This is a genomic window from Bradyrhizobium sp. USDA 3315, assembly GCF_054056795.1.
Genome location: NZ_JBSRYP010000001.1, coordinates 1,310,980 through 1,323,167 on the forward strand (window position 1 = coordinate 1,310,980; position 12,188 = coordinate 1,323,167).

Sequence of the window (12,188 nt, forward strand, 5' to 3'; positions counted from 1 at the left end):
GAAATCGTGATGTGAGTCTGCGGCTCCTCCAACCCGTCGTCCCTGTCTAGTGCGCACTTGCGCACGGGAGCAGGGACCCATAACCACAAATGCCAATTGTTGGGCCACGCTGGAACGACGAGTCCCTTCAACAAGGTCCGCCGCGGCGTATGGGTCGCTGCTTTCGCAGGGACGACGATGGGGATGGTTCTCGATTCGAGGCGTCGCACCACGCGGTGTCATCACCCGCGCATGTGAGTGCGCTTGCAGAGGAGATGAGGAGAGAGCACCGTTCGCCTAGTGCTCGTGCGGCTGCAATTCGTGCGGGATGTGCCCCGGCTTCAGGCCGTCGCCGTCGAGCCAGGCGTTGGTGGTGTCGAGTGCCCGGGTAATGTGATCGGCGGTCCTGGAGAAATCGTAGGGCGAGCCGACCAGCGGGCAGAGCGGCGGCACCACGAAGTACTCGACATCGGGCCCGATGTTCTCGAGCTCGTTGACGAGCTGCCGCGCGATCAGGAGCGTCAGCGCGTGCAGGGCATTGGCGAGCGCGCCGACCGGCGGCGCCTGGTTGGCGCAGGCATGCCCGGTCGGCAGCACGATCAGGCGTTTGGCACCGTTCCTGACCGCGACGCGGACCGGCGTGTTGCTGGAGATCGCGCCATCGGCCAGGAAACGATCGCGGTAATGCACCGGCGTGAACGCACCCGGGATCGCGGTCGATGCGACGATCGCCTCCGCGGTCGAACCTTCCGACAGCACTACGCTGTCGCCGCTGATGATGTCTGTGGTGACGATGTGGATCGGGATCCGCGCGTCCTCGAGATTGCGGAACGGGATGTAGTCGTCGATCAGCTTGCGGACGCCGTCATGCGGGATCAGGAAGTCGCGCCGCCACAGGAAGCTCACCAGCGTCCGCCACGTCACCGGAAACACGTCTTGCCGGTTGAGGCCGCGCCAGATCTCGGCCAGCCGCGCGACGCCCGAGACCGTCGGGTCGCCGGCGTAGAACGCGCCGTTCAGTGCGCCGACGCTGGAGCCGACCACCATGTCGGCGACCACGCCATGCGCGGCCAGCGCCTGCAGCATGCCGACCTGGATCGCGCCAAAGCTGCCGCCGCCGGCAAACACAAAGGCGGTCTTCGGTGCATCCGGATCGGTGATGGACAAGGTGCTGCTCCCAGATCGCCGCTTTCGCGCAACGGCCGCGCGGCGTTGGAGGCGTTATAGCAGCGTGGCAATGGGAGACGCCACATACTCACGGGTCGTCCTGGCCTAGTGCGCAATTGCGCACGGGAGCCAGGACCCATTACCACAAATGCAAAAGGCTGGAGCCTGATGGGGCCCAGCCTTCGACAAACAAAGAGCGGTGGTTATGGGTCCTGGCTTTCGCCAGGACGCCAATCTTAATGCTCGACGGCCTTAACGCTCGACGAACGCCTTCTCGATCACGAAGTGACCGGGGGTGTTGCCGCTGCCTTCCTTGAAGCCGCGCGTCTCGAACAGCTGCTTCAGCTCTTCCAGCATCGCCGGGCTACCGCACATCATGATGCGGTCGGTCTCGATGTCGAGGGGGCCCTGATGCAGGTCGCTGAACAGCTGGTTGGAGGTGATCAGATCGGTGATGCGGCCGCGGTTGCGGAACGGCTCGCGCGTCACGGTCGGGTAGTACGAGAGCTTCTCGGACAGCAGCGGCCCGAACAGCTCGTCGTCGCGCAGCTTGGCGACCAGCTCCTCGCCATAGGCGAGCTCCGAGACCTGACGGCAGCCATGCACCAGCAGGATCTGATCGTAGCGATCATAGACCTCGGGGTCCTTGATCAGGCTGGCGAACGGGGCGAGGCCGGTGCCGGTCGACAGCAGCATCAGCCGCTTGCCGGGAATCAGGTTGTCGGTGATCAGCGTGCCGGTCGCCTTGCGGCCGACCAGGATGGTGTCGCCCTCGCGGATCTTCTGCAGCTTGGAGGTGAGCGGGCCGTCCTGCACCTTGATCGAGAAGAACTCGAGCTCTTCCTCGTGATTGGCGCTCGCCATCGAATAGGCGCGCAGCAGCGGCCTGCCGTCGACCTCAAGGCCGATCATGGCAAACTGCCCGTTCTGGAAGCGGAAACCGGAATCGCGGGTCGCCCGGAAGCTGAAAAGCGTATCGGTCCAGTGCTGAACGGAAAGAACTTTCTCTCGATAGAACGCGCTCATGGGTTTTCGTTTTCTCGACTGACCAGAATTAGAATGGTTTGATTTCTAGACGGCTCGCGACGGCGCGGAAGTGGCCGAAATCACTGAAGATCTCGCGTGTCCATTGCGCCAATGCAGGAGATAGTCAAGATCAACTGGCGTGCAATTGCGATCTCAGAATGGCAGTCGTTCGATTTCGCGCAGAGGTTCAACGACGTCATCGTTAACACGTGGCGCTGCACGTAATTTACTTGCTGAGATCGGCATCGATCTGGCAATTAATTGCTACAAAAACCGCGGTGAAGGGAAAATGATCTCGTGGTCCTGATCAGCCAGCGAATCTTCCTGGAAACCATCAAAAAATATTGTTTGGCGCACGCGATTGCCGTCGAGGTGCGGTCCGGCGGCTGGCTGGTCACCATGACCAAGGGCAACGCGCGGCGGCTCGCGATCGGCTACGACGTCGGGCTGAACAGCGCGGTCGCGCATCAGGTCGCCAACGACAAATCGGCCTGCGCGGACGTGCTGGCATCGGCCGGCGTCCCCGTCATTCCGCATACGCTGTTTTTGGGCGCGAAGCTCAGCAAGCACATCCCGGGATCGGACTCGCTGGACGCGATGCAGCGTCTGCTCGAGCAGCATCCGCAGGGGCTCGTCATCAAACCCAATGAGGGGACCTCCGGCGAGCTCGTGTTCCGCGTGACGACGCGGGCGCAATTGGAGACCGCGGTCGCGCGCGTCCTTGCCGCACATCCAAGTCTCGCCATCTCGCCCTATGTCGAGATCGTGGACGAGGTGCGCGTCGTGCTGCTCGATGCGCGCGCGCTGATCGTCTACGGCAAGGCGCGCCCGTCGGTGACTGGCGACGGCATCCAGTCGCTGCGCGCGCTGGCGCAGGCGAGCGCGACGGCCGAGCAACTCAAGACCATCACCGAGGATTTCGATGCCGCCGCGCTCGACGCCGTTCCGCCCGCCGGCGAACGGCTTCTGCTGAACTGGCGGCACAACCTCGATGCCGGCGCGGAGCCCGTGCTGCTCGCCGATGACGCAATGCGCGAGGCCTGCGTCGCGCTCGCGATCAAGGCCGCGCAAGCCGTCGGCATCCGCTTCGCCTCGATCGACGTCGTGCGCACGGATGGCGCGTGGAAAATCCTCGAGGTGAACTCCGGGGTGAAGATGGAAGCGCTGGGGCGCCGGCATCCGGCGTTGGTCGAGGCGGCGTATTCGGCCGCGCTGGACGAAGTGTTCGCGTAGCGTTTCCCTGCCCGACGACGCGGGCTCGCCGGCGCCATCCTGCACTGTGAGCGCCCGATCAGTCTTGCGGGTGCTCCTTTTCATAGGCGGCGACGATCAATTCCGATTGCTCGACCTGTGCCATGAGACGGTCGATCTCGGCTTGCGTCTCCGGAAACACGTCAGCCCCCGCCGTATTTCCGGATTGCAATTCCGCGATCAGTTCCCGGTTCTTCGCAATCTGCTCCCGGTGCCAATCGATTTCGGGATCGTCTTGCATGGGCCACCCGTCGGCGAGATCTACGACGCCAGCTCTCGCAGCAGCATGGGTGGATAAACCGGCTTCTCGAAAAACTTGACGCCCTCAGGCAGCGCGCTGTCCGGGGGCCGGCCCGAGATGACCATAACGCGCACGCCCGGGTCGCAATCGACGGCCAAGCGTGCAAGCTCGACGCCATCCATTTTGCCCGTGAGCTTGATATCGGTAACCACCAGCGACGGATGACGCATCTTGATGGCCAGCGCTGCCGTCTCGGCGTCTTCGCACTGGATGACGTCGAAATGGCCTTCTTCCAACAACAGCGCAATCATGTCGCGCTGGATCGTGTCGTCTTCGACCACAATTGCTATTTGACGAATTGGTCTCGCGTAAGCCATGGCGACCTCCGAACGATCAACCAGAGTTAATGATCGAGGACGCTGATGGTTCTGGTTCCCGCTTCATGAGGGACTGTTCCGGCAGACCTTTGCAAGTTCCGTGCGGAACAACTTTGCAGGTTTCAGCGTCATCGATGGGCGACAAGCCGGACGAGCCGAATGGTTCGGGCCTGAGCAAGGGAATTCTTGCGAGATAGTGCCAGGAGGCAGAGCTCATGAAGAACGTTGTGCAGTCGGATCAGGATCCTTGCGAACCCCACGGGACTAACGTGACGGCCGGCGCGACAGGCTATGCGTCCTCTCGACGATTGATCGAGGATCAGGCGCTTAAACGACCCGCGCTCGCCAAGCGGCCCAGGATGCAGCACGAGACGACCGATCCGCTCCGCGCTCGCCTGCCGCACGACGTCATTTCCGAAATGGAAGCAGAGCTGAAGCAACAGGTCGATCGAATCGTCGCCGAACGACATTAGCCGGTGAAGCGACGAGTTCGCAGACCGCAACAGCCGAATCTTGCCTGCCGATGATGCTCCAGAGATCGCGGCGCGTGGACACTCGAAGGAAGATCCCGCCGGATCGACGGAGCTTTGATGGGAGCGATTCTTGGGCGCGCGGTTTTCCAGGTCATGGTTGTTCTGGCAGCGGTCGGCATCGTTGCCCTCGCATGCATGGCGGTTCGCGGCGGCTGACGCGGGGGCGGCGGTGCAGCCGGCACCGAAGTTCTGGCCGTCATTTTAATCGATTCGGCGCCTTGCTCATCCTGCGCAAGGGAGTACGCTTCCGTGCATTGATTGATCCGGAAACAGATTATGCGCAAACTTCTTTTGAGCTTCGTCGCACTGGCGGCGTTCGCCGCCGCCTTCAATCCTCCGGCCGCCAACGCGGTGTTTTGGCGCGGCGTCACGGCCCCGACGAATATCGACATCCACGGCTACCCAATCATCAAGGAGCCGCCTCCGAGCACGTGCCAGTTGATCCACGTGAACGGATACTGGGTCCGGCAGTGCCTGGATTTGTCGCGCCGCTATTGGCGGTGAGCGAAGTCGCGCTGGAATTCAGACCTCTCCCGCGAGGGGAGAGGCCGAAATTCGCGGCTAGTTCGACCCGCCCGGCGAATCGTCGAGCGCCTTGAAGGCCTCTTCGAGCTGCGGTGACAGCGCGACGTTCAGCTTCTCGCCGGTCGGCAGCCGGGCGACGAACCATTTGTTGTAGAGCGGGACGATGTCGCGGTTCGAGGCGAGCCTGCGGAACGCGCGCTCGACCACGTCCTTCATCTGCGGCTCGCCCTTGCGGTACATGATGCCGTAGGGATCGTAGGACAGGTAGTCGCCGGTGACGCGGAATTTGTCCTGCGACTTGTGCCGCGCGATCAGGCCGTAGAGCAGGATGTCGTCGGTCGCGAACGCATCCGCCTTGCCGTCCACCAGCATCTGGTAGGACTGCTCGTGGTCCGGTGCGGTGACGATGTTGAGGCCGAGCTTTTGCTTGGCGTCGACATTGTGCATCGCCTGCTCGTTGGTGGTGCCCTTGGTTACTACCACCGTCTTGCCCTTCAGGTCGGCAACCTGGGTGACGCCGGAGGCCTTCGGCACCATCAGCTTGGTGCCGGCCACGAACATCAGCGGCGAGAATGCGACCTGCTTGCCGCGCTCGGCATTCGCCGTGGTCGATCCGCATTCGAGGTCGATCTTCTTGTCGACGACCGCCGGAATGCGGTCGTCGGAGGTGACCTTGACGTAGTCGACCTTGAGATTGGCGTCGTCGACCTCGGTCCCGATCTCCTCGACGATCGCATCGCACAGCTCGAGGCTGTAGCCGATCGGCCGGTTGGAGTGATCGAGGAACGAGAACGGCAGCGAGCTTTCGCGATAGCCGATCCGCACCGTGTGCGTGGCCTTGATGTTGGCGAGCGTGGGGCTGAGCCCCTCGCCCGCCGGCTGTGCGGACGCCGGTGCGGCGAACAGGCTTGCCGCCAGCAGACAAGCTGACAGCAGGTGTGTCGACAGGAGAGGCGCCTCAGCCCGTATCGGCCTCCAGCGGGCGCGATGCATGCATCCCTCCCCTCAATGGCCGGCCATCACGGCGCCCGGCACCGCATCCTGCGGCACCGCGTCGTCGGGCCCGAGCTCGTGCTCGGCCTTCAGCTCGCCCTCCCACTTCGCGACCACGGCGGTCGCCAGCGAGTTGCCGATCACGTTGGTGGCGCTGCGGCCCATGTCGAGGAAGGTGTCGATGCCCATGATCATCAGCAGGCCCGCCTCGGGGATGTTGAACTGCGCCAGCGTCGAGGCGATCACCACCAGCGAGGCGCGCGGCACGCCGGCAACGCCCTTCGAGGTGATCATCAGCGTCGCCAGCATCGCGAGCTGCGTGCCGACCGACATCTCGATGTGGTAGGTCTGCGCGATGAAGATGCTCGCGAAGGTGCAGTACATCATCGTGCCGTCGAGATTGAAGGAATAGCCGAGCGGCAGCACGAAGGCCGAGATGCGCGAGGAGGCGCCGAACCTGTTCAGCCCCTCCAGCGTCTTCGGATAGGCCGCCTCCGACGAGGCGGTCGAGAACGCGATCATCAGCGGCTCGCGGATCAGCCGCAAGAGATGGCTGTAGCGTGGCCCGATCACGATGAACCCGACGACGACCAGGATGCCCCACAGGATCAGGAGCGAGAGATAGAAGCCGCCCATGAAGACGATGAGCTTCCAGAGCACGCCGAGGCCGTTCTTCGAGACGGTCGCCATGATCGCGGCCCACACCGCGAGCGGCGCGAACAGCATCACATAGCCGGTGACCTTGAGCATGATGTGCGCGAGGTCGTCGATCAGGCTCATGATCGGCTTGGCCCGTTCAGGCATCGCACCGAGCGCAACCGCGAAGAACACCGCGAACACGACGATCTGCAGGATCTCGTTCTGCGCCATCGCGTCCGCGATCGAGGTCGGGATCAGATGGGTGAGGAATTTTTCGATCGAGAACGCCGACACCGGCAGTCCGGTCGACTGCGCCTTGTCGGGCAGCGTGCCGGGGAAGTTGGCGCCGGGCTGCAGCAGGTTCACCATCACGAGGCCGAGCAGCAGCGAGACGAAGGAGGCGGAGACGAACCAGCCCATGGTCTTGGCAAAGATGCGGCCGAGCTTGGCGCCGCTTCCCATATGGGCGATGCCGCCGACGAGGGTTGCGAAAACCAGCGGCGCGATGATCATCTTGATCAGACGCAGGAACAGCATCGCGATCAGGTTGACGTCTGCTGCGATCTCGGCACGGCTGTCAGGAAAGTAGTTGAAGACAATCGTCCCCATCGCGATGCCAAGGACCATCGCAATCAGGATATACTGCGTAAACCTGCTGGACATTCTCTTACCCCCGTCAGTTCCCGGCGGAGGGCAAGTGTGGCAGATTTACGCAGCTACGCAACACGCTTCGCGTCCAGCGCGACTTTGCCGAAACGTTCCCGTTGTGGAATGCCAGCGCGCGGACTAGCGTTCATGCAGCGCACAATCTGTGCAAGGCGCTGCGCGCGTCGCAGTCAATTGCATGCGAAACGACCAACGCCAAGGGAAGGCAAAGCGAAGGCAAAAGGGGGAGACACCGCCAATGAACGACACCGTCAATCGCCAGATCCTGCTTGTCGAAAAGCCGACCGGCAAGCTTGGCCCCGAGCATTTTCGTCTGACCACGGGGACGATCCCCACGCCGAAGGACGGCGAGGCGCTGGTGCGGACGCGCTACATCTCGCTCGATGCCGCCAACCGCGCCTGGATGCACGGCGCCACTTACCGCGCTGCGGTGGAAGCCAACACCGTGATGGCCGGCGGCAGCATCGCCGAGGTGATCTCGTCGAAGGATTCTACCCTGAAGCCCGGCGACATCGTGTTCGGCGACACCGGCTGGCAGGATTATGCCGCCGTGCCCGCCAAGCATCTGGCGAAGATGCCGAAGCTCGAGCCGATGACGCATCTGCTCAGCGTCTACGGCGTTGCCGGCCTGACCGCCTATTTCGGCCTGCTCCATGTCGGCAAGCCCAGGGAAGGCGAGACCGTGGTGGTGTCGGCGGCCGCGGGCTCGGTCGGCTCGATCGTCGGCCAGATCGCTGGGATCAAGGGCTGCCGCGTCGTCGGCATCGCCGGCGGCAAGGACAAGTGCCATTGGCTGACCAGCGAGCTCGGCTTCGACGCCGCAGTCGACTACAAGGACGGCGCGACCTACAAGGCGCTGCGCGCGGCGGCGCCCAAGGGCATCGACGTCTATTTCGACAATGTCGGCGGCGACATTCTGGAAGCCTGCCTGGCGCAGATGAACAATCGCGGCCGCATCGCCTGCTGCGGCGCGATCTCGCAATATGACGGCGTCCCCTCCGCGCACGGCCCGCGCGGCGTGCCCGGCCTGATCGTGGTGAAGCGGCTGATCATGCAGGGCTTCATCGTGATGGACTACATGGACCAGCGCGACGCCGCACTCGCCGACCTGCAGTCCTGGGTCGCCTCGGGCAAGCTCAAGGTGCAGGAGGACGTCATCAACGGGATAGAGAACACGCCGCAGGCGCTGATCGGCCTGCTCGCCGGCGAAAATCGCGGCAAGCGCATGGTGAAGGTGTAGGCGGGGAACATCTCCGAACCCGTCATCCCCGCGCAAAGGCTTCGCCTTTGTCGCTGGAGGAGCGCGTAGCGCGTCTCGAAGGATGCACGGCCCGGCTGGTGGCCGTCGCCCCTTCGAGACGGCCGCTTCGCGGCCTCCTCAGGGTGGCGGGGATGCAGCGCAATCTCTCCCCTCGTCGTCCCGGCGAAAGCCGGGACCCATAACCACAGGGTTGAGTCGTTAGAAAGCTGTGGCCCCAGCGTCGTGCAACAATGACCTTCGGTGGCTATGGGTCCCGGCTTTCGCCGGGACGACATCGAGTATGTTGCGTCATCGAGAGTCATACATTCACGGCCTCTCAGGGGCACGGTGATAGGTTTGAATGCGCAGCCCTAATGCACCGTGCCCGAGGTCTGCGGTGCGGATTGCGGCGCCGTCTTGCCTTTCTTCGCCTTGCGCCAGTTCTCGAAACTCTGCACCACGACGAAGAACGCCGGCACGAACAGCACGGCGAGGCAGGTCGAGGCGATCATGCCGGAGAACACGGTGATGCCGATCGACTTGCGGGCGTTGGCGCCGGCGCCGGTCGCGATCACCAGCGGCAGCACACCGAGAATGAAGGCAAACGACGTCATCAGGATCGGCCGGAATCTCGCGCGTGCCGCGTCGATCGCCGCATCCAGCACCGACCGTCCGTCGCGCAGATGACGTTCCAGCGCGACCTCGACGATCAGGATCGCGTTCTTGGCCGACAGCGCGATCAGCAGGATGGTGCCGATCTGGGTGTAGAGGTTGTTCTCGATATTCAGGCTCAGCAGCACCAGCGTCGGGCCGAGCAGCGACAGCGGCACGGCCAGGATCACCGAGATCGGCGCGTACCAGCTCTCATATTGCCCGGCGAGCACCAGATAGACCAGGAGCAGCGCCAGCGCGAACACGTAGTAGATCTGGCTGCCGACCTCCTTCTCCTGGTACGACATCGCTGTCCACTCAAAGCCCGAGCCGGGCGGCAGCGTCTTTGTCGCGATCTCCTCCATCAACGCCATCGACTGGCCGGACGAGTAACCCTGCGCCGGCAGCCCGATGATGGAGGCGGACGGATAGAGGTTGTAGAGGCTGATCAGCGATGGTCCGATCGAGGGCGTGATCTTGGCGACCGTGCCGAGCGGGATCATGTCGCCATTGCTGTTGCGCACCATCATGTTCTCGATGTCGCGCAGGCTCAGGCGGTACTGTGCCTCGGCCTGGGTATAGACCTGGAAGGTGCGGCCGAACTTGGTGAACTGGTTGACGTAGCTGGCGCCGAGATAGGACGACAGCGCCGCGAAGATCTGGTCGGGGGTGACGTGCAGGGTCTGCGTCTTGATGCGATCGACGTCGACGTCGAACTGCGGCACCATCGAGCGGAACGACGACTGGACCCGCTGCAGCGCGCTCTGGGTCTGCGCATTGGCCACGATCGCCCCGGTGACCGCCTGCAGCTTGCCGTAGTCGGCATTGCCGTCGCGCAGCTCGACCTGCATGGCAAAGCCGGCGGCGTTGCCGATGCCCTGGATCGGCGGCGGCGGGATCACCAGGATGCGCGCCTCCGGGATCACCGCGAGCTTGTCGTTGAGCCCGTAGACCAGCGAGCGCAGGTCCTCGCCCGGCCCGCGCGCGCTCCAGTCCTTCAGGATCAGATAGGCGACGCCGGCATTGGCGAGGCTCGAGGAATTGTCCAGCGCCGAGATGCCGGCGATGCTGATCACCTGGTCGACGCCGGGGGTCTTGCCAGCGATCGTGGTGACCTCGTCGAGCACGTGCTGGGTGCGGTCGAGGGCCGCGCCGTCGGGCAATTGCACCGCGGCGAGCAGATAGCCCTGGTCCTCGATCGGAATGAATCCGGTCGGCACCCGCGACAGGCCGTAGCCGGCAAGCCCGATGATGACAAGCGCAACGGCGACCGAGGTCTTGGCATGCCCGGCGATGCCGCTGACCAGCCGTGTGTAGCCGCGCTCCAGCCGGTCATAGACCGCGTTGAAGCCGCGATAGAAGAAATTGCGCTGCTCGGGCGGCGCGGGAGGACGCAGCCATAGCGCGCATTGTGTCGGCTTCAGCGTCGCGGCGTTGACGGCGCTGAGCAGCGCGGTGGCGGCGATCACCAGCGCGAATTGCGCGTACATCCGCCCGGTCAGCCCGGGCAGGAACGCCGCCGGCAAAAACACCGAGATCAAGACCAGCGTGATGCCGACGATCGGCGCGAACAATTCGTCCATCGCCTTGATCGCGGCATCGTGGCCCGACATGCCGCGCTCGATATTGTGCGCCGCGCCCTCGACCACGACGATGGCGTCGTCGACCACGATGCCGATCGCCAGCACGATCGCAAACAGCGTCGACAAGTTGATGGTGAAGCCGAGCGCGGCCATGGCCGCGAACGCGCCGATGATCGTGACCGGCACGGTGGTCGCCGGCACCAGCATCGCCCGCCAGTCCTGCAGGAAGACCAGGATCACGACCAGCACCAGCAGGCCGGCCTCGAACAGGGTCTTGTAGACCTCCTCGATCGAGGCGTTGACGAATTTGGTGGTGTCGAACGGCGTGTCGTATTTGATGTCCTGCGGAAACTGCCTGGCGAGCTCCGCCATCTTCTTCTCGACGGCCTTCTCGACCTGCAAGGCATTGGCGCCCGGCGACTGGAACACGCCGATGCCGGTCGCGGGCTTCTGGTTCAGCGAGAAGATCTGGCTGTAGGTCTGCGCGCCGAGCTCGACCCAGCCGACGTCGCGGACCCGGGTGACGTCGCCGACATTGCCTGTCTTGACGATGATGTCCTCGAACTGGCTCTTGTCGTCGAGCCGGCCGTTGACGTTCAGCGTGTACTGGAACGCCTGGCCCGCCGGCGTCGGCGGCGCGCCGACCTGGCCGGCGGTGACCTGCTGGCTCTGCTGCTGGATCGCCTGGATGACGTCCTGCGGCACCAGCCCGCGCACCTGCAGCTTGTTCGGATCGAGCCAGACCCGCATCGAATATTGCCCGGCGCCGAACACCGTGACGTTGCCGACGCCCGGAAGGCGCGACAGCTCGTCCCGGATGTTGATGGTGGCGTAGTTCGACAGGAACAGGCTGTCATAGGTCTTGTTCGGCGAGGTCAGCGTCACGAACAGCAGGATCGAGGTCGACCGCTTCTGGACCGTGACGCCCTGGTTCTGCACCGAGGTCGGCAGCTGTGACAGCGCGCTGGAGACACGGTTCTGCACCAGCACCTGCGCGAAATTGAGATCGGTGCCGATCTTGAAGGTCACCGTCAGCGTATAGGTGCCGTCGGCGCCGCTGTAGGACTGCATGTACAGCATGTCCTCGACGCCGTTGACCTGCTGCTCGATCGGCAGCGCCACGGTGTCGACCACCGTCTTGGCCGAGGCGCCGGGATAGCGCGTCGTCACCTGCACCGTCGGCGGCACCACGTCGGGATATTGCGCGACCGCGAGATTGTACAGCGCCACGCCGCCGATCAGGATCATCAGGATCGCGATGACGTTGGAAAGGACGGGGCGCTCGATGAAAAATTTCGAGATCATGGCGCGTGCGTC

The 12,188-nt window shown here is 63.9% G+C and carries 11 protein-coding genes; 4 read left to right on the forward strand and 7 right to left on the reverse strand.

The window, feature by feature from the left end:
- Positions 1-276 precede the first annotated feature (276 nt).
- Positions 277-1,146 carry a patatin-like phospholipase family protein gene (locus ACVIYL_RS06120; RefSeq protein WP_092083205.1) on the reverse strand — a complete coding sequence of 290 codons (870 nt, stop codon included), beginning with the start codon at positions 1,144-1,146 and terminating at the stop codon, positions 277-279.
- 252 nt (positions 1,147-1,398) lie between these two features.
- Positions 1,399-2,172 (reverse strand): ferredoxin--NADP reductase, encoded by a 774-nt coding sequence (locus ACVIYL_RS06125; protein ID WP_076832718.1) that lies wholly within the window; start codon positions 2,170-2,172, stop codon positions 1,399-1,401.
- A 297-nt stretch (positions 2,173-2,469) separates the two neighbouring features.
- On the opposite strand from ACVIYL_RS06125, the gene ACVIYL_RS06130 reads away from it, so the two are divergent.
- Complete coding sequence (locus tag ACVIYL_RS06130) at positions 2,470-3,405, forward strand: ATP-grasp domain-containing protein (RefSeq protein WP_057020126.1); 936 nt, start codon at positions 2,470-2,472, stop codon at positions 3,403-3,405.
- Positions 3,406-3,463: 58 nt separating this feature from the next.
- On the opposite strand, the gene ACVIYL_RS06135 is transcribed toward ACVIYL_RS06130, so the two are convergent.
- Positions 3,464-3,664, reverse strand: coding sequence for a hypothetical protein (locus ACVIYL_RS06135; protein WP_057020127.1), 201 nt, complete (start codon positions 3,662-3,664; stop codon positions 3,464-3,466).
- Positions 3,665-3,684: 20 nt separating this feature from the next.
- Complete coding sequence (locus tag ACVIYL_RS06140) at positions 3,685-4,041, reverse strand: response regulator (protein ID WP_253605067.1); 357 nt, start codon at positions 4,039-4,041, stop codon at positions 3,685-3,687.
- 215 nt (positions 4,042-4,256) lie between these two features.
- Here ACVIYL_RS06140 and ACVIYL_RS06145 point away from each other — a divergent pair, with 215 nt between their 5' ends.
- Positions 4,257-4,514 carry a hypothetical protein gene (locus tag ACVIYL_RS06145; protein ID WP_253638013.1) on the forward strand — a complete coding sequence of 86 codons (258 nt, stop codon included), beginning with the start codon at positions 4,257-4,259 and terminating at the stop codon, positions 4,512-4,514.
- A 336-nt stretch (positions 4,515-4,850) separates the two neighbouring features.
- Complete coding sequence (locus tag ACVIYL_RS06150; RefSeq protein WP_028337614.1) at positions 4,851-5,078, forward strand: hypothetical protein; 228 nt, start codon at positions 4,851-4,853, stop codon at positions 5,076-5,078.
- Positions 5,079-5,135: 57 nt separating this feature from the next.
- Here ACVIYL_RS06150 and ACVIYL_RS06155 read toward each other — a convergent pair whose 3' ends face one another.
- Together ACVIYL_RS06155 and ACVIYL_RS06160 are read right to left on the reverse strand one after the other, a co-directional pair.
- The gene (locus tag ACVIYL_RS06155; RefSeq protein WP_456778000.1) at positions 5,136-6,092 is read right to left on the reverse strand and encodes an amino acid ABC transporter substrate-binding protein; all 957 of its coding nucleotides are present in this window, start codon (positions 6,090-6,092) and stop codon (positions 5,136-5,138) included.
- Positions 6,093-6,104: 12 nt separating this feature from the next.
- On the reverse strand, positions 6,105-7,394 hold the full coding sequence (locus ACVIYL_RS06160; RefSeq protein WP_028336266.1) for a dicarboxylate/amino acid:cation symporter: 1,290 nt from the start codon (positions 7,392-7,394) through the stop codon (positions 6,105-6,107).
- A gap of 241 nt (positions 7,395-7,635) precedes the next feature.
- Here ACVIYL_RS06160 and ACVIYL_RS06165 point away from each other — a divergent pair, with 241 nt between their 5' ends.
- Positions 7,636-8,637 carry an NADP-dependent oxidoreductase gene (locus tag ACVIYL_RS06165; protein ID WP_456778001.1) on the forward strand — a complete coding sequence of 334 codons (1,002 nt, stop codon included), beginning with the start codon at positions 7,636-7,638 and terminating at the stop codon, positions 8,635-8,637.
- A 371-nt stretch (positions 8,638-9,008) separates the two neighbouring features.
- On the opposite strand, the gene ACVIYL_RS06170 is transcribed toward ACVIYL_RS06165, so the two are convergent.
- Positions 9,009-12,176 (reverse strand): efflux RND transporter permease subunit, encoded by a 3,168-nt coding sequence (locus ACVIYL_RS06170; RefSeq protein WP_456778002.1) that lies wholly within the window; start codon positions 12,174-12,176, stop codon positions 9,009-9,011.
- Positions 12,177-12,188: the final 12 nt, after the last annotated feature.

Bases quoted from the DNA above. Each gene is read 5' to 3' on its own strand.
- ACVIYL_RS06125 (WP_076832718.1), bottom strand. From the start codon at position 2,172: ATGAGCGCGTTCTATCGAGAGAAAGTTCTTTCCGTTCAGCACTGGACC.
- ACVIYL_RS06135 (WP_057020127.1), bottom strand. From the start codon at position 3,664: ATGCAAGACGATCCCGAAATCGATTGGCACCGGGAGCAGATTGCGAAG.
- ACVIYL_RS06140 (WP_253605067.1), bottom strand. From the start codon at position 4,041: ATGGCTTACGCGAGACCAATTCGTCAAATAGCAATTGTGGTCGAAGAC.
- ACVIYL_RS06145 (WP_253638013.1), top strand. From the start codon at position 4,257: ATGAAGAACGTTGTGCAGTCGGATCAGGATCCTTGCGAACCCCACGGG.
- ACVIYL_RS06150 (WP_028337614.1), top strand. From the start codon at position 4,851: ATGCGCAAACTTCTTTTGAGCTTCGTCGCACTGGCGGCGTTCGCCGCC.
- ACVIYL_RS06155 (WP_456778000.1), bottom strand. From the start codon at position 6,092: ATGCATCGCGCCCGCTGGAGGCCGATACGGGCTGAGGCGCCTCTCCTG.
- ACVIYL_RS06160 (WP_028336266.1), bottom strand. From the start codon at position 7,394: ATGTCCAGCAGGTTTACGCAGTATATCCTGATTGCGATGGTCCTTGGC.
- ACVIYL_RS06165 (WP_456778001.1), top strand. From the start codon at position 7,636: ATGAACGACACCGTCAATCGCCAGATCCTGCTTGTCGAAAAGCCGACC.
- ACVIYL_RS06170 (WP_456778002.1), bottom strand. From the start codon at position 12,176: ATGATCTCGAAATTTTTCATCGAGCGCCCCGTCCTTTCCAACGTCATC.